11 protein-coding genes are annotated in these 17,508 nt (G+C 61.5%); 5 read left to right on the top strand and 6 right to left on the bottom strand.

Annotated elements, in window-relative coordinates; genetic code table 11:
• Position 1: 1 nt before the first annotated feature.
• Positions 2-1,585 carry an alpha-amylase family glycosyl hydrolase gene (locus Q1V57_RS06995; protein ID WP_300529040.1) on the bottom strand — a complete coding sequence of 528 codons (1,584 nt, stop codon included), beginning with the start codon at positions 1,583-1,585 and terminating at the stop codon, positions 2-4.
• Positions 1,586-1,755: 170 nt separating this feature from the next.
• Between Q1V57_RS06995 and Q1V57_RS06990 the strand changes: the two genes are divergently transcribed.
• Entirely contained in the window at positions 1,756-3,198 is a 1,443-nt protein-coding gene (locus Q1V57_RS06990; RefSeq protein ID WP_300529038.1) for an MFS transporter, read from the top strand.
• A 274-nt stretch (positions 3,199-3,472) separates the two neighbouring features.
• On the opposite strand, the gene Q1V57_RS06985 is transcribed toward Q1V57_RS06990, so the two are convergent.
• Together Q1V57_RS06985 and Q1V57_RS06980 are read right to left on the bottom strand one after the other, a co-directional pair.
• Positions 3,473-5,011 (bottom strand): tryptophan halogenase family protein, encoded by a 1,539-nt coding sequence (locus tag Q1V57_RS06985; RefSeq protein WP_300529036.1) that lies wholly within the window; start codon positions 5,009-5,011, stop codon positions 3,473-3,475.
• 161 nt (positions 5,012-5,172) lie between these two features.
• Complete coding sequence (locus Q1V57_RS06980) at positions 5,173-7,908, bottom strand: TonB-dependent receptor (protein ID WP_300529034.1); 2,736 nt, start codon at positions 7,906-7,908, stop codon at positions 5,173-5,175.
• 293 nt (positions 7,909-8,201) lie between these two features.
• On the opposite strand from Q1V57_RS06980, the gene Q1V57_RS06975 reads away from it, so the two are divergent.
• Entirely contained in the window at positions 8,202-9,842 is a 1,641-nt protein-coding gene (locus Q1V57_RS06975) for an alpha-glucosidase (protein ID WP_300529032.1), read from the top strand.
• Here Q1V57_RS06975 and Q1V57_RS06970 read toward each other — a convergent pair.
• Positions 9,839-10,852, bottom strand: coding sequence for a LacI family DNA-binding transcriptional regulator (locus Q1V57_RS06970; RefSeq protein WP_300529030.1), 1,014 nt, complete (start codon positions 10,850-10,852; stop codon positions 9,839-9,841). The genes Q1V57_RS06975 and Q1V57_RS06970 overlap by 4 nt on opposite strands.
• Before the next feature lie 262 nt (positions 10,853-11,114).
• On the opposite strand from Q1V57_RS06970, the gene Q1V57_RS06965 reads away from it, so the two are divergent.
• Positions 11,115-12,626, top strand: coding sequence for an MFS transporter (locus tag Q1V57_RS06965; protein ID WP_300529028.1), 1,512 nt, complete (start codon positions 11,115-11,117; stop codon positions 12,624-12,626).
• A 15-nt stretch (positions 12,627-12,641) separates the two neighbouring features.
• Here Q1V57_RS06965 and Q1V57_RS06960 read toward each other — a convergent pair whose 3' ends face one another.
• Entirely contained in the window at positions 12,642-13,226 is a 585-nt protein-coding gene (locus Q1V57_RS06960) for a DUF427 domain-containing protein (protein WP_300529026.1), read from the bottom strand.
• The gene (locus Q1V57_RS06955) at positions 13,219-15,120 is read right to left on the bottom strand and encodes an alpha-amylase family glycosyl hydrolase (protein WP_300529024.1); all 1,902 of its coding nucleotides are present in this window, start codon (positions 15,118-15,120) and stop codon (positions 13,219-13,221) included. Before Q1V57_RS06955 ends, Q1V57_RS06960 begins: the two co-directional genes overlap by 8 nt.
• Positions 15,121-15,322: 202 nt before the next feature.
• Here Q1V57_RS06955 and zwf point away from each other — a divergent pair, with 202 nt between their 5' ends.
• The gene (gene zwf, locus Q1V57_RS06950) at positions 15,323-16,798 is read left to right on the top strand and encodes a glucose-6-phosphate dehydrogenase (protein WP_300529022.1); all 1,476 of its coding nucleotides are present in this window, start codon (positions 15,323-15,325) and stop codon (positions 16,796-16,798) included.
• Complete coding sequence (gene pgl / locus Q1V57_RS06945; protein ID WP_300529020.1) at positions 16,782-17,507, top strand: 6-phosphogluconolactonase; 726 nt, start codon at positions 16,782-16,784, stop codon at positions 17,505-17,507. Before zwf ends, pgl begins: the two co-directional genes overlap by 17 nt.
• Position 17,508 lies beyond the last annotated feature (1 nt).

Genomic DNA, 17,508 nt, shown 5'->3' with positions numbered 1-17,508 from the left:
CTCAACGGCGTAGGATCGCCCAGCCGTGCGGTTCGAGTGTTCGAGCCGGGCGAGTGTTGATGCGTCCAAGCAGCATATCGCCGGTTATATCTGCTGGCAGGGGCGTCCTCGTTGCTGCGAGATTGAAGGCGCAGACCAAATGATCATCCCCATTTATCCGCTCAAAAACGAGGAGCGGCGCGTCTGTATCGAGGAAGCGGATATCTCCGAGTTTTAGCGCCGGTTCGGCCTTGCGCAGGGTCAGTAGGCGCCGGGTCCAGTGCAGGACGGAGGCCTTGTCCTTTTCCTGCAGCGCGACACTGAGCGGGCCGTGGCGGGCATCGACCGGGAGCCAGGGCTCTTGCGCGGAAAAGCCGGCATATTCCTCATCCGGTACCCAGGGCATGGGCGTGCGGGCACCGTCGCGGCCGAGGGTTCGCGGCCAGTTCTTGATGGCTTCGGGGTCGACCAGTTTCTCGAATGGTATATCCGCTTGTGGCAGGCCCAGCTCTTCACCCTGATAGAGGCAGACCGAGCCCCGCAAGCTTAGAAGCAAAGCGTTGAGTTGAATGGCGAAAGCGGAACTGGCGTCGCCCCATCTGGAGGGGGCACGAACGGCGTCATGGTTGGAAAACACCTGGGTCGGCCAGCCCTTGGGATGACGATTGAGGCCGTCTTCTATGGTGTCCCGGATCAGCGCCGGATCGAGCGGCTTGCGGAACAGGAAGCTGAAATTATAGGCCGTTTGAAGTGTGGTGTCCGGATCGGCATAGGTCACGGCCTGGCCCAGCGGGTCCTCGCCACCGATCTCGCCGACGGCGAAACGGCCTGGATATTCGTCCAGAACGCTGCGGATTTCGGTCATCAAACCGGCCGTTTCCGGCAGGCCTACGGTGCGAATCTGGTCCTGCATGTCACCGGGTTTGCGCGGGTTCTGGACCGGTTTGGGCGGGTTGTCGCGCATGTCCCGGTCATGCAGGCAGTGACTGATGGCATCCAGCCTTACCCCATCGACGCCGCGATCGAGCCAGAAGCGCAGCGTGTCGAGAATGGCGGCCCGCACGTCCGGATTCCACAAATTGAGATCGGGCTGCTCGGGCAGGAAGTTGTGCATGTAGTACTGGCCGCGGCGCGCATCCCAGGTCCAGGCCGGGCCATAGAAGAAGGATTGCCAATTGGTCGGCGGCGAACCGTCCGGCTTGGGGTCGGCCCAGACATACCAGTCCGCCTGGGCATTTGACCGATCGGCACGGCTGGCGGTGAACCAGGCATGCTGGTCGGAGGTGTGGGAATAGATCTGGTCGATCACGACCTTGAGGCCGAGCCCATGGGCCTTGGCGATCAGCCGGTCAAAATCATCCAGCGTGCCGAAGACCGGATCGACATCGCAGAAATCGGCGACGTCATAGCCGAAATCCGCCATTGGCGAGGTGAAGAAGGGCGAGATCCAGATGCCGTCGACGCCGAGCGCGGCAATATAGTCGAGCTTGTCGATAATGCCGGGCAGGTCGCCGATCCCATCACCATTGGTGTCGAGATAGCTGCGTGGATAGATCTGGTAGATCACCGCGCCGCGCCACCAGTTCTTGTCGGCTGTATCGCTCATCAAACCCTCTCCATCCGTCATTGAATAGCACGAGTTTGCGTAAATTTGGAGCGCTTGATTATCAGTTAGTGCATTTGATTCCGGAAAAATAGCGTGACCCAGAGCAAATTCACTGCAAGGATTTGCAAAACGGTGGGAGCGGCTGTCCAGGCCGTGCCCGGGGGAGAGCCATGCTGAATATGCAAAAGCGCCTGAGCGCGCCTTTCATGGTGTTGATGACTTTGCCGTCAACGGCGATGGGGTTTGCCCTGGCGGTGCAGATCTCGGCTCTGAGCTGGCTGTTGCGGACGCAGTTCGATTTCGAGATCGAGGAGATTGGTCTGGTCTGGGCGGCCGGACCGCTGGCCGGGATTATCGGCCAGGTCATTATCGGCATGATTTCCGACAAGGTCTGGTTCTGGGGCGGACGGCGGCGGCCTTTTATCCTGATTGGCGGCGTCTTGTCGGCGCTTTCCCTGCTCGCCTTGCCCAATATCGGGGTGATTTCCACCAGCCTGGGGCTGGAGGGCATTGTCGCTGTTGCCCTTGTTGTGGCGCTGACCCTCGATCTGTCGATCAATGTCGGCTTCAACCCGACCCGCTCGGTCATCGCCGACCTGACCCCGGAAGGTGAGCGCCGCACCCAGGGCTATACCTGGATGCAGACCGTTTCCGGCTCTTTTGGCGTGCTGGCCTATTTTGTCGGCGCGGCCATGGGGAATATTTTCCTCATCTATGGCGGCGCGGTCCTGGTCCTGCTCTTCACCCTGGTCCCGCCCTTTTTCATGCAGGAACCCCGAACTCTCGAGGGTACGGAGGGCGAGCAGGCGGCCGCTGCATCGAGCGGCTCCGATATCTCGCGCCTGGCCGTGGCGACGCTGCCGCTCTGGGCGGTGATCGCCTATGACGCCTACGCCCTGACCCTGCGTTTGATGGGTGTGGAGCGTCATGATTTTACCGCGGAGATACTCACCCTCGCGGCCACGGCGGTTCTGATCGGCTATGTCATCCTGCGCCGGCCCAAAGCGCCATCCGCGACAGGCGAGGATATGGGCGAGTTCCAGAAGATCATGGCGGCGCACGCGTTTTCCTGGATCGGGGTGCAGACCATGTTCATCTACATGTTCGCCTTCCTCGAATTCCGCATTCCCGGTGTCGAGGATGACCGGCTCGGTCAGATCACCTCTTACAGCTTCCTCATTCTCAATGCCGTGGCGGCCCTGTTGCCGGCTTTCGTGCTCGCCCCTCTGGCCAAGAAAATGCGCCGGGTGCGCCTGCATGCTGCCTGTCTCGCCGTCATGGCGGTTGGCTATGCCGGCGGATATTTCCTCGGCTTCAGCCCGCTGGCCATCTACCTGGTGATGGCCCTGCTCGGCGTCGGCTGGGCCGCGATCGTCTCCCTGCCATTCGCCATCATGACCCAGCGTGTCTCCAAGGCGCGCACAGGGCTTTACATGGGTATTTTCAACCTCTCCGTCGTGCTGCCCCAGCTGGTGGCCAGCCTGGGTGTCGGCCTCGCCATCGACCGGGTGGCCGATAAAGGGCTGGTCTTTGCCATTGGCGCGGTCTCGCTGGCGGTGTCGGCGGCATTGTGGCTGACGGTCAAGCCACTGGTGGATGACGGGCAGGGCTGAGCGGGGTCTTTCAAAGGCCCCTCATGCGCCCCGGATCAAGTCCGGGGCACCTTCTCCCCGGGTGGGGAGAAAGATGTGATGCCGGTCACGTTGAATCGTCTGCCTTGCGGCTAGCATCCCTCTCCCCATGATCGGGGAGAGGTCCCGCGTAGCGGGGGTGAGGGGCGCGCGGCTCAAGCCGCGCAACAAGAAATTCACCGACGCCGTAAACTTATAGCTAAGCCCCTCATCCGCCCTTCGGGCACCTTCTCCCCGGGTGGGGAGAAGGAGGGGTTTACTCTGCCAGTTCCGCCGTGCGGTAGCGCCCGAGCTTGGTTCCCAGCTCGTGCTCGAGCCAGTCTTCATGGCGCGGAAGGCGGGTCTTGCCGGCCTCGACGATCCTGGTCACGCCGGGCAGGTGTTTCGCCACCGGGCGCTGGCCGCCGCCAAACCGGTCACGCTGAAAGTCCATGCCGTAGAGGATGTACTCATAGCTCTGGTGCGAGAACAGGCGCAGCTGGTCCTCGAAGTCGGAATGGGAGGGTGGTTTGAGTTTCCAGAACTCGAACTTGGCCTTGAGGTTGTCGGTGATGCGTTCGTCCTTTTGCACCTCGCGCCAGAACTCGGTGTCGGTGCGGCGGGTCATGCAATAATGCATGTTGATGAAGTCGAGGATCTCGTCATAGCGGCCGGTCATGATCTGGTTGAAGCGGTCGGCCAGGGGCTGCATGTCGCTGCCATAGGGAAAGTGTTCGCACAGCGTCACCACGGCGTATTCGCTTAAATAGATGCCGGTGGATTCCAGGGGCTCGATAAAGCCCGAAGAGAGGCCGATAGAGACGCAGTTCTTGACCCATTGCTGTGGCCGCCGGCCGACACGGAAGCGCAGGTGTCGCGCGTCGAGATCCTTGGTGTGGTCGCCCTCGAAAGCGCGCAGCTCGGCTTCCGCCTTGTCCTTGTCGAGAAAGGCCGAGGAATAGACATAGCCGGTGCCGCGCCGGTTCATCAGGCCGATATCCCAGATCCAGCCATTCGATACGGCGGTAGAGGTCGTATAGGGTTTGATCTGGCCGGGGTAATAGGTCTCGTAGGGCACCCGCATGGCGACCGCGCTGTCGCAGAGCAGGTGCTGGGAGAAATCGTCAAACTCAGCGCCGAGCGTCTTGCCGATCAGGATTGAGGCAAATCCGGTGCAGTCAACGAAGAGGTCGGCTTCAAGGGTCAATCCGCCCTTGGTCGACACACTCTCGATATTGCCGTTCTCGGCGCGTTTGATGTCGGTGACATCATCGACATAGTGTTTGACGCCGCGCGCCTTGGCGATGTCGCAGAGATGGTCGGCGAATTTCTCCGCATCCATGTGATAGGCGTAGGGCAGGGGCGAGGCGTAATCCGGGCTTTTCGGCATGCGCGGAGACAGGCCTGCCTCGCAGAAGTGCGGCTGGGTCGAGACCAGCTCGGCGAAGGGGCGCGAGCGATCGCTGGCCATCCAGTTCACGCCGGTGCGGTCGATGCGGGCGGTCTGGCGGCGCTCGAACGGGTGGTAATAGGTTTCGCCGCGGCCATCGAGCCAGTTATCGAAGCGGATCGATTGTTTGAAGGTCGCATCGGTCGCCTTCATGAAATCACTCTCGGAAATGCCGATGGTCTGCAGCACATGGCGGATGGTCGGAACCGTGGCTTCGCCCACACCGATGCGTCCGACAATCTCGGACTCGATCAGCGAGACCTCGACCGGTTTGTGATCCTTGGAATTCAGGGCGGCATCCATATAGGCCGCGGTGATCCAGCCGGCCGATCCGCCGCCGACGACAAGAACGCGTTTCAGGCTCATGTTGTGCCATCCTTTCCGGCTCAATGTGCCGAGTATAGCCCGGCTGTGCTGCTTGCGAGCGGCCGGAAAAAGAAAAGCGCCACCGTCGTGGGAACGGTGGCGCGAGGTCGTTACTCAGTTGAGCGGGCCACGTCTGGACGCGGCCCGTCTCAGGGGAAAGCCTAGAAGCTCGCGCGCAGGCGGACGCCGTATTGGCGCGGCGAGTTCAGATAGCGGATGTTCACCGAGTTATTGATGAAGCCTTTGGTCGAGAAGGCTTCCTCGGTCAGGTTCTCGACATAGACGTCGAGGCGCAGGTTCTCATCTGCTCCGAAATTCATGCCCGCATTGGCATTGAAGATGGCGAAACCGTCGACACGGTCGGACAGGAAGTTGCCGTTGGCGTCGCCGCCAATGCCCGACAGCGTGCCGTTATTGCCCGGCGTCAGGTTTTCCAGCGGAATGACGTCGCCATTGCTGTCATAGCCGATCGAGTTGAACGGCGAGAGGAAGTACTCGCTGCGATACATCATGTTCACAGTCCAATCGACGGACGAGACATAGTCGTGCTCGATATCGATGGTCTGCGACAGGCGCGCATTGAGGTTCCACTCCGACGTGTTCGGCAGACGATTGCCGTCAATCGAGATGCCGGGCGTGTTCGAGCGGCTGTCATAGACCGTCGAGTTCTCGAACTCGCTGTCGAGATACAACAGGTTGAAGGCCGCGTTGAAACCGTAATCGAAGTCGAAATTACCCTCGAGCTCGAAACCCCAGACATTGGCGCTGGCGACGTTGTCGGTGAGCACGACCTGGGTCGTGGCGCCCGGATTGGTCGGCGTGGAAACGTCAATATCGACCAGGTTCTGGATCACCTTGTCCGAGTAATCATAGAAGAACAGAGCGGCGTTCAGGATCGCATCGCGGCCCATGAATTCGATCTCGTTCTTGGAGCCGAATTCCCACACGGTCAGCTCTTCCGGCTCCCAGATACGGGTCTGGACGACACCGCCGGCGACGATCGGCAGGTTCACACCGCCCGAACGGGTGCCGGTGGAGATAGTGCCGTAGATCATGCGGTCATCATCGAGGTCGTATTCAAAGCCAAGACGCCAGTCGACATAGTCATTCTCGACCGAATTGGTCTCGGTGCCGTCCGGGTAGGCGGAGCGGATGAAGGCCCAGCAATCCACGCCCGGGTCGCAATTCTCCAGCAGATCGTCCCAGGTGTCATTAATGCCGAAGCGGCTAATGCCATCGAGGAAGTGGGCCAGCCCCGCCGCGCCGGCGGTATTGGCGTCGACGCCACCTTCACAGGACAGGGACGCGAAGGAGAACTCCTCGCATACCACCGGATCAAGCGAAGAGCGGCCGCCCGGCGCTTCCAGGCGGAAACCATCCGTGCCCAGGGTCAGGAAGTTGAGATAGGTGTTGCCGTCAAAAGCGGAGCCGAACTGGTCCTGCCAGGCCTGATCGGTGAAGACGATCTGGTACTGGGCATTGCTCTCATTGGCGATTTTCTCGTCTTCGGTATAGCGAATGCCAGCCTTGACGCGGAAAGTGTCGGAGATGTCGTAGGTGCCGTCTGCATAGAAGGCCATGGATTCGACGGTGGAGGCGTCGCCGCGGTTCTCGCCGCCCAGGCCGTTCTGCCAGCACGAAATCGTGCCCGGCTCGAACCAGTCGCTGTCACCGCAATAGCCGCGGCCCACATCCCAGGAGAGGTAGTCGTATTCTTCTTCAAAATAGAAGGCGCCGGCGGTCCATTGCAGGCGGCCTGCATCGGTGGAGAAGAAGCGCAGCTCGTGCGTCGTGCCCTCGCTCAGCTCACCCTGGTAGAAGGTGTCCTGGACGCCGAACGGGATATTGGCGGCCTCTGCGTCAGAACCCGGATAAACCATACCCAGCTGCCATTCGCGCGACGCGTTGGCGTTATAGGCATCAACCGTGTGCTGTGAGCCGCTGTATTCGACGCCAACGCCGCCGAAATCGTAGAACAGGGTGACCAGCGCGGTCTCGACATCGGCATCATAGCTGCCGCCGCGACGGAAGTACTGGTTCCACGGATCGTCGAGATCGTCGATGTCATAGCCCGCCGAGAGCGCGCGTCCGGCAAAGGCACCCGGATCGCCGGACGAGCCGACTTCGCTGTCTTGGTACAGGAAGTAGGCGGTGAAATTATCGGTCGGTTCGAACTGGCCGGACAGGCGCCAGGCCATGTCGTCCTGCGAGCTCGGGCCTTCAAAAGCCGGGCCGGTGTCGAACTGGTTGGTATAAAGGCCGTCATGGGCGCGGTGCCAAGCGGATGCGCGCAGGGCAAAAGTGTCGGTCACCGGCAGGTTGATCGCGGCTTCGAATTCACGGTTCTCGAAATTGCCGACGCCAGCTTGAACATAGCCGCCGAACTCTTCCATGTCCGGGCGGGCGGAGATCACATTGATCGTACCGCCGGTCGCGTTACGGCCGCGCAGCGTGCCTTGCGGGCCTTTATTCACTTCCACGCGCTCGACGTCGAAGAAGAGCGGGCCGATGCCGCGCGGGCGGGCCATGTAAACGCCATTGAAGTGGGTGGCGACGGACGGGTCGGAGGAGAAATCGCTATCGGTCGAACCGATACCGCGAAGGAAGACCTCGAACTTGCCTTCCTGCTGGGCGATCTGCAGGCCCGGAACCGCGTATTGCAGGTTCTCGAAATCCGAATTGATGCCGAGCGTCTGCAAGTCCATCGCGGAGAAGTTCTGAACAGTCGCGGCGACATCCTGGATGTTCTGCTCGCGGCGCTCGGTGGTGACGATGATCTGCTCGCGATCCGTATTGGTATCGGTCTGCGCGAGGGCTGCCGGTGCGATGGCAGCGAGTGTTGAAGCGGCAGCCATCGTGAACACGGTAGACTGCAGCATGGCTTTGATTGGCTTCATAAAATTCCTCCCTCAAGCGCGCCGCAATTTGAACTGGCGGCTTTAGCTTGTTGCGCAAATTAATGAAAAAAATTGATCAGCACAACTCCGAATGTTGAGAAAAAATTAGAGATATGCCCGGTGAGGTGTTTTTGTTACACGCCCTAATGCGCGCCATATTGCTAATAATAGCGACGAAACAACTGGATTGACAGTTTGAGCGCAACATTGCAAATTTTTGCAATCACAAGACAGCGAATTGCTGCAAAGAATGATCGTTGGTGGTCTGGCCGGCGAAATCAGGGAGGGGCAAGATGAATTTGGAGGCGTTCGACCAGCCGGATATGGCATCCGAGGCCGAACAGGCCTGGTGGCGTGGCGCGGTCATCTACCAGATCTATCCGCGCAGCTTTGCCGACTCCAATGGTGACGGGGTTGGTGACTTGCCCGGCATCACGGCGCGCCTGGACTATATTGCCAGCCTCGGTGTCGATGCGATCTGGATCTCGCCCTTCTTTACCTCGCCGATGCGCGATTTCGGCTATGACGTCGCTGATTATCGCGATGTTGATCCGATTTTCGGCGTTTTGGCGGATTTCGACGAGCTATTGCGCAAGGCGCATGCGCTGGGGCTTCGCGTCATTATCGACCAGGTCTATTCGCATACGTCTGATGCCCATGACTGGTTCGAGCAGAGCCGCGCCGGTCGTGAGGGTGACAAGGCGGACTGGTATGTCTGGGCCGACCCCAAGCCGGACGGTTCGCCGCCGAATAACTGGCAATCCGTTTTTGGCGGCCCGTCCTGGACATGGGATGCGCGCCGCGGTCAGTACTATCTGCACAATTTCTTGCCCGAGCAGCCCGATCTCAACGTTCATAATGGCGAGGTGCAGGCTGAAATTCTCGACACCATGCGCTTCTGGCTTGATCGTGGCGTTGACGGCATCCGAATGGATGCGGTGAACTTCATGATGCACGACCCGTCGCTACGCGATAACCCGCCTGTGCGCGACGCGGGTGGCAAGCGGACGCGGCCCTTCGACTTCCAGCATCACTATTACAACCAGTCCCATCCCGACATTCCGGTTTTCCTGGAGGAGGTCCGGGCGCTGGCGGAGGAATATGGCGATCGTTTCCTGGTGGCTGAAGTCGGTGGCGAGCGCGCGCTCGACGAGATGGAGCTTTACACGCGTCCGCCCGGGCGGCTGCACAGCGCTTATGGCTTTCTCTATCTCTATGCCGACCAGCTCGAGGCCGATCTGGTGCGCCGCGGTGTTGAGCTCTGGCCCGATGATGGGGTTGCCGGCTGGCCGTCCTGGACGTTCTCCAATCATGACGCCCCGCGGGCGGTGTCGCGCTGGGCCTCACCGGCGGACCGTAAGGCGATGGCCGAGATGAGCTTGCTGCTGCTGGTAGCGATGCGGGGTAATATCTTCATCTACCAGGGTGAGGAGCTCGGGCTGCCGCAGGCGGTGGTGCCCTATGAGCGTTTGCAGGACCCCGAAGCGATTGCCAACTGGCCACAAACCCTGGGCCGGGATGGTGCGCGCACGCCGATCCCCTGGTGCGCGGCGCAGCCGCATGCCGGGTTCTCGACGGTTGAGCCTTGGTTGCCGGTTGATCCGGCGCATCTGCCCCTCGCTGTCGATGCGCAGGAGGTGGATGCGGACTCAACCCTGAACTGGGCGCGCCGGGTGATGGCGCTGCGGCAGGACTGGGAGGCTTTGCGGTGCGGTGGCATGCAGGTCGCAGAGGGTGCGGCTGCGGGCGTGCTGGAATTCACCCGGACGGCTGGTGATCAGGCGGTTCTGTGTGTTTTCAACCTGACTGCCGAGCCGGTGGCCTGGGCGGCGCCGCCCCATGCGCGTGTGATCGAGAGTGTCAATCTGGCCGGGGCGCAGTCCGCGGTCTTGCCGGCCTATGCCGGTGTGGTGCTGGAGTTGAATGCGCCCTAGCCGCCGCAACTTTCGCGAACGATCAGATCGGTCGCCAGGCGTTCCGAGCGGCGTGCCTGCGGGCCGCGGAAGTCGAGCAGTTTGGACAGCATCATCCGGCCGGCGGCCTGCATGTCCTGGTCGACCGTGGTCAGGGCCGGATTGGCATAGCGGCTGAACGAAATATTGTCGTAGCCAACCACGGCGACATCTTCCGGCACGCGCTTTCCTGCGTGTTGCAGTGCCCGTATGGCGCCGAGTGCAATGACATCACTGGCGGCGATAATGCCGTCGAACTCGACCCCGTTTTTGATCAGCGCGTCGACCGAGGCTTCTGCCGACTCAATATCGAAATGGGTGTCGACGACGAGCTCGTCGATCAGCTCCCTGCCGTTGTTCTCCAGGGCTTGCTGATAGCCGCGGAAGCGTTGCACGACTTCCGGTGCTTCCGATTGGCCGATAAAGGCGATCCGCTTGCGGCCCAGGCGTAGCAGGTGCTCGCTGGCGCGCTGGCCGCCGCGCACATTATCCGAACCGATCGAGCAATAGCGCTGCTCGGGCAGTTCCGCGCCCCAGACCACAAAGCGGCCCTCGGTTTCCGCCAGCCGGTTGAAGGCCCCGTGCAGTGTGCTCTGGCCGACAAAGATGACGCCCTCGGCGCGGTGGGTCGTCATGGCGACAACCAGGTCGTCATAGGAGGCCGGGGCGACATGGCTGATGTGGACATCGCATTCGCGGTCGCGGGCGGCATCGCCGATCCCGGCCAATAACTCCAGCAGGAAGGGGTCGGACAGGCGTGTATCGCGGCCCTGGGGTCGTGGTACCACGACCGACACGGTCGCCTTGGCGCCGATCGGGCCCGCCGGCATGTGGCGGCGGAAGGGGTAGTCCATCTCCCGCGCCAGTTTCCAGATGGCCTGCTTGGTGCGCATATTGACCGACGGGCTGTCATTCAGCGCTCGCGATGCGGTCGAGACGGAGACGCCGGCCTTCTTGGCGAGATCTTCGAGGCGGGTGGTTTTTTTCGTCATGATTTCAGCGCTCTTGAGCCATTTTTGCGCAAATAGGCAAATGCCGTGATTTGCCTGGACATTTCAAGCGCGGCGAATCGTATCGGCGTGAAAAGTTTTGCATCGTAATCCTGCTCTCAAAACTGGTTCAGGATCAAGTCCGACGTGGTTTTCATCTTGTTCTGTGCTCTAATATGCGGAATCTGCGTAATATTATTTATCGCTCGACACCGTCGCCCTCTTGCCGCAATATCCGCAAAAATATGCAAATGGGGAGAGGGTTATGCAAAAGCCGCAGCTCGGCTTCTGGCAGATATTCAATATGTCGTTCGGATTCTTCGGGATCCAGATGGCCTTCGCCCTTCAGGGGGCCAATGTCAGCCGCATTTTCCAGACCCTCGGCGCCGATGTTTCCAATCTGGCGATCTACTGGCTGGCCGGTCCGGTCACCGGGCTGATCGTACAGCCCCTGATCGGGCATTTCTCCGACCGCACCTGGGGGCCGCTGGGTCGGCGCAGGCCCTATTTCCTGGCCGGCGCGATCCTGACCACGCTGGCGCTCTTCATCATGCCCAACTCGCCCTATCTCTGGGCCGCCGTGGTCATGCTCTGGGTGCTGGATGCCTCCATCAACGTTTCCATGGAGCCCTTCCGGGCCTATGTCGGCGATATGCTGCCCAGCCGTCAGCGCACCCGGGGGTTTGCCATGCAGACCATCTTCATCGGTGCCGGGGCGGGGTTGGCGTCGGTGGCTCCCTTCGTCCTGACCCAGCTCGGTGTGGCCAATGAGGCGGCGCCCGGCGTGGTGCCGGATACGGTGCGCTATTCCTTCTATATCGGCGGCGTCGCGCTATTCCTGGCAATCGGCTGGACCATCATTTCGTCGAAGGAGTATTCCCCCGAGGAGATGGCGAAGTTCAATGCCGCGTCCGGCGTTGGCCGGGCGGCGGCTTCTGACGCGAAGCCGCGTTCGCCGGTCTACTTCTTCGCCAATGCCTTCTCGCTGGCCATGGTCGCGGGTCTCGGCAGCTACGCTATCCATGCTTTCGGCATGCGCCCCGAGCTATATGTGCTGACGGCGACAGCCGGTGGCTTGGCCTTGCTCTTCCTGGGCCACGCGCTGGCGAAAATGCGCGACCGGACCGACAATGTGGTCAGTCATATCATCAGCGATCTGGTGACCATGCCGCGACTGATGCGCCGGCTCGCTGTGGTGCAATTCTTCTCCTGGTTCGCGCTCTTCATCATGTGGGTCTATGCGGTTCCCGCTGTCGCCGCGCATCACTACGGGTCACCGGATCCGGCCTCTTCCGGTTACCAGGAAGCGGGCAATTGGGTCGGGGTGTTGTTCGCTGTCTACAATATCGTCTCGATGCTCTGGGCTTTGCTGTTGCCTCTGGTCACCAAGCTTATCAATCGGCGTCTTGCCCATGCGCTCGGCCTGGTCGCCGGTGCGGCCGCCTTCGCCTCTTTCTGGCTGGTGCGCGATCCCCAGCTCCTGATGTTGTCCATGGTCGGTGTCGGGATCGCCTGGGGGTCTATCCTGACGATGCCCTACGCCATTCTGTCTGACGCCCTGCCGGCGGAGAAGATGGGCATCTATATGGGTATCTTCAATTTCTTCATCGTCCTGCCGCAAATGGTTGTGGCTGGCGTGATCGGGTCGGTGCTGGTCAATTTCCTCGGCAATGAGGCGATCTACACCTTCCTGGTCGCAGCGGGCTCAATGGCGCTCGGTGCGCTGTCGCTGGTCTTCGTGCCGGGGCGGGCAGCGGCCCGGTCGGCGGAGGGGTGAGTTCGGTGACGCGAACTACCAGTGGCCGGTGCCCGGTCCGCCTTTGATGGGGCCCTTGATGTTGGATGTGACCCAGCCGGCATAGAGGCCGCCATCCTGGGGGCGTGCCCGCTCTTCGCCAAGCCAGGCGGCGTCTACCCGTCCGGCGTAAAAGCCGAGCCAGCCGGCGATTGCGGCATAGCCTTCGTCCAGATCATCGAACGGATCGGGGTAGCTGAATGCGGCTTCATGAGCGCGGCGGCCGCCGGCGACAATATCGTAATAGATCGCTGCGCCCTTCCACTCGCATACGCTGATGGCGTGCGAACGCGGCTCCATAAACTCCATCGCGATATCATCGGGCGGGATGTAGTAGACCGGCGCTCCGGCGGTTTCGCAGACTTTCACGGCGCGGTCGGAGTGGGCGATGATTTCGCCGCCAAATTCGATGCGCACGCTTGCCCCGGCGGGCCGAATGACCGGCGGCCGCGGATAATCCCAGACCGACTCTTCACCGGGCGCTGCAGGTTCCGGAGTGAGGTCTGCCGGGCGCGCGGGCCAGTGCGCGCGGCCGGGCTGGGCCTGGCGCAGCAGGGCGGCTTTGTCGGGTAGCTTAATCATCCCCCACCCAGCTTGACCGGCAGACGATGAAGTCAAGCGGCGGTACGGTTACAGCATAGCTGGCTGTGGTGCGACTACTGGTCTCACAGCCTCCGGCCAGGCCTTCCCAGGCCGTGGAGCGGCCATCGACCGTGATATTCATCGTCACAGGCTCCTGCTCGGCATTAAAGACAATGATGACTTCCTCGCCGCTTTCTTCATGCAGGCGCGACAGGGCAATGATCCCGTCCTCGCGACCGGCAAATCGGACGATCTGCTGTCCGCGGCGCAGGGCCGGGGTGGCGGTGCGGATCGCGGCCATCTGTGCCAGGGACCGGTAGAGCGGATGGCGGGTGTCGAAATTCGCGTCTGCTGTCGTCGCGTCCGTGCCGATCAGGTCATTGTCATTATAGCTCTCGACCTGGCTGGCGAACATGTTCTCGCGGGCGCCGCGATCATGTCCATCGGACACAAAGCCCTGCTCGTCACCGTAATAGATTGTCGGAATGCCGCGCATGAACATCATCATCGCATGGGCCAGGCGCACGCGGGCGAAGCGTTCCTCGTCCGCCATGCCAGGGGCGGCGTCCTGCAGGAAGCCGGCAAACCGGCCCATATCGTGGTTGGACACGAAGGTTGGCAGGATCAGGCCGGTCTCGGCGCCACCGGCATAGGAATGGTCGAAATTGAACACGTGCTCGAACAGCTCGCCGGGCCGGCCATCGATAACCACCTCCTGGATCGCTTGCTGAACCGCAAAGTCGAGCACGGAGGGCATGCCGCCTTCCTGGGTGAAGCGGGTCAGTTGTCCGGCCTCGATTGTGGCGCCATTGCCCGTCACATTGACCTCGCCAAAAACAAAGAAGTGATCGATGCCAAGGTCATGGGCGTGTTCGATAATGGCCGGGGTGAATTCGGCCCAGAATTCCGGCCGGACATGCTTCACCGTGTCGATGCGGAAGCCGTCAATGCGGAATTCGGTGATCCATTCCTTGTAGATCTCGATCATGCCCTCGACGACCACCGGGTGCTCGGTGTTGAGGTCATCGAGGCCGACAAAATCGCCATAGAGCGCGCTTTCGCCCCACCAGAAACTGTCGCCGCGGTTGTGGTAGAGGGTCATGTCATTGAGCCAGGCCGGCACCAGCGCGCCGCGCTCGTCTGCAACCGGGTAGAAGGGGGTGTAGGCGAAGTCCGGATCAGTCAGGCGGGCAAAGTTCTCGTCCGTCAGGTGTGCCGGGTCGTCGCCCAGAAAGCCGTCATTGATCGGCTCGCCGTCTGCATCGCCGCGCGTGGTGAACGGGTAATCGGCGCGCGAGCGATAGGGGCAGGGGCCTTGCGGGTCGATATAGAGAGCGGAGGACGGGTCGTGGCATTCGCGATAGGCGATCACATCGGCGGTGTGATTGGTGATGATGTCCATATAAACCCGCATGCCGCGAGCATGGGCGGCATCGACGAAAGCGCGGAACTCTTCCCGTGTGCCCAGGTGGGCGTCCGGGCGCGAGAAGTCAGTGACCCAATAGCCGTGATAGCCAGCCGAGGCCCAGTCGTCTTCGCCCTGGACCGCCTTGTTGTGGAAGATCGGTGTCAGCCAGACGGCAGTGGCGCCCAGGCCCTGGATATAGTCGAGCCGCGCGGTCAGGCCGGCAAGGTCGCCGCCATGAAAAAAGCCGGTATCGGTCGGGTCGAAGCCGTGCTGCATGCGGTTGCCATCGATGCCGCCGCGGTCGTTTTCGGGGTTGGCGTTCTCAAACCGGTCGGGCAGAACGAAATAGATGATCTCGTCCTGCGGGCCGCGATCGCTGTCGGCAATGCCAGCGTTCTGCGCTGGCTGGGCGCAGGCGGCTGTTGTCAGGCAGAGTGCTGTCAGGCTGGACAGGATGGAGGGTTTCAGTTTTTGCAAAACCTGCATCGTCGATCGATCCCCAGTAGTATTGTTGTATTGGTATATAATCAAAGCGATGGCGGCTTGCCAAGCCGGCCGCTTTTCCAGAACGAATTTGCAGGAAATTGCAAAGCTCGCTGCAGCTTAACCTCTGGTGCATCCAAAACCTGTATGTTAGGGCTAACATCAATTGCGCCGCCGGCCGGTGCCTCTGTCCAGGAAAGCGTTCATGGCTGAATTACTTCCCGTCGAACCCTTCGATATTGTCGTGTTTGGCGCGACCGGCGATCTGGCTTTGCGAAAGCTTGTCCCGGCCCTGTTTCACCGTTGGTGTGACGGGCAGATCCCGCCGGAGTCGCGTATCATCGCGGCCTCACGCGATACGCTCGATGGCGACGCCTATCGCGAGCTCGCCGCGACCCACATCCTGGCCGAGGATGCCTCGGAAAACCGTAAGGCGCGATGGACCGAGTTTGCCCAGCGCCTGGTCTATCTCTCCGTCGACGCGACCGGGGACGGGGAGGGCTGGAAAGAGCTCAGCGCGGCGCTCGACCCCGATGAGAACAAGATTCGCCTTTTCTATCTGGCTCTGCCGCCGTCGATTTACGGTCAGGTTTGTGCGGCCATCGGGCGCCACGGGCTGAATTCGAAGAATGCGCGCATCATTCTGGAAAAGCCGATCGGCAAGGACTTTCATTCTGCCCGGTTGATCAATGACCAGGTGGGCGAGGTCTTCCCCGAAAACTCGATCTTCCGCATCGACCACTATCTCGGCAAGGAGACGGTCCAGAACCTGTTGATCCTGCGCTTTGCCAATTTTCTGTTCGAACCGATGTGGAATGCGGCGGGTATTGATCACGTCCAGATCACCGTGGCCGAATCCCTCGGGGCCGGTCAGCGCGCGAGCTATTATGACCGCTCCGGTGCCCTGCGCGACATGGTTCAGAACCATCTGCTGCAGCTGGTCTGTCTGGTCGCGATGGAGGCGCCCAACTCTCTCGATGCCGATGCTGTGCGCACCGAGAAGCTGAAAGTACTCAAGGCGCTGCGCCCGGTGACGGCGGACAGCGTCGGTCAGGACGTGGTCCGCGGACAATATCGGGCCGGGGCTGTCGAAGGTGAGCCGGCCGAGGGCTATGCCGATGAAGTCGGGCATGAGAGCGATACCGAAACCTTCGTCGCCATGCGCGCTCATATCGACAATTGGCGCTGGGCCGGCGTCCCCTTCTATCTGCGCACTGGCAAGCGTATGAGCGACCGCCGGTCCGAGATCATCGTCCAGTTCAAACCCGTGCCCCATGATGTGGTCGGGAGCGCCAGCGGTGCGCCGCACCCTAACCGTCTGATTATTCGGCTGCAGCCTGATGAAGGCGTCAAGCTGATGCTGATGACCAAGGATCCGGGGCCGGGCGGTTTGCGCCTGCGCTATGTGCCGCTCAACCTGTCCTATGCCGAGCATTTCGAGGGCGGCTATCCCGATGCCTATGAGCGCCTCCTGATGGCCGTGGTGCGCGGCAATCTCAGCCTGTTCATGCGTCGTGACGAGGTGGAGGCCTCCTGGCGCTGGATCGACCAGATCATTCAGGCCTGGGATCAGGGCCACTCCAAGCTCTATGGCTATCAGGCCGGTACCGATGGTCCGACGCAATCCGATTTCCTGCTCGCGCGCGAAGATAGGGAGTGGTTCGATGCCGTCACCCGCTGACACCCTCATTGTGGAACGCCATGGCGATCGCGATGCCATGGTCGATGTTCTCGCCGAAAAGATCGCAGCCCAGCTCAGGGCTGGTATCGCGGCGCGCCGAGCCGCCAGTTTTGCTGTTTCCGGCGGATCCACCCCGGCACCGCTCTACACCCGCCTGTCCGCGATGGATGTGGAGTGGGACAAGGTCACGGTGGTGCTGGTCGATGAGCGCTGGGTTGATCGCGGTGAAGCCGGGTCGAATGCGGATTTCGTCGCCGGTTCGCTCTTGCAGAACGCCGCCGCTGCGGCGCGCTTTGTCGAGCTGAAGACGGCAGACGCCACCCCCAAGGCGGGCCTGGCCGAGCTTGAAACCCGACTGGCCGGTGTGCCACAGCCCTTTGATGCCATTGTTCTCGGCATGGGCGGGGATGGCCATACGGCGAGCTGGTTCCCGCATGCCGAGGGCCTGGCCGGGGCACTCGACCCAGATGCCGGTACGCTGGCTGCGGTGCGGGCACATCCGTCCGATGTCACCGGTCCTTTCCTCGATCGCATGACGTTGACCAAGCCGGCCCTCGATGGCGCGGGCCTGAATGTGCTGATGCTGACCGGGCAGGGTAAGCTCGAAACGCTTGAGGTCGCGCTCGAGGACGGTCTGGTCGAGGATATGCCGGTGCGCGCATTGCTGCGGCAGCCGGCACCCAATTTTGAAATCCACTGGGCCGGTTGAG

The sequence above is a fragment of the Maricaulis sp. genome, from assembly GCF_030149425.1.
Classification (GTDB): domain Bacteria; phylum Pseudomonadota; class Alphaproteobacteria; order Caulobacterales; family Maricaulaceae; genus Maricaulis.
Note: the sequence above shows the minus strand (reverse complement) of the source record. Positions and strands in the feature narration are given on the sequence as shown.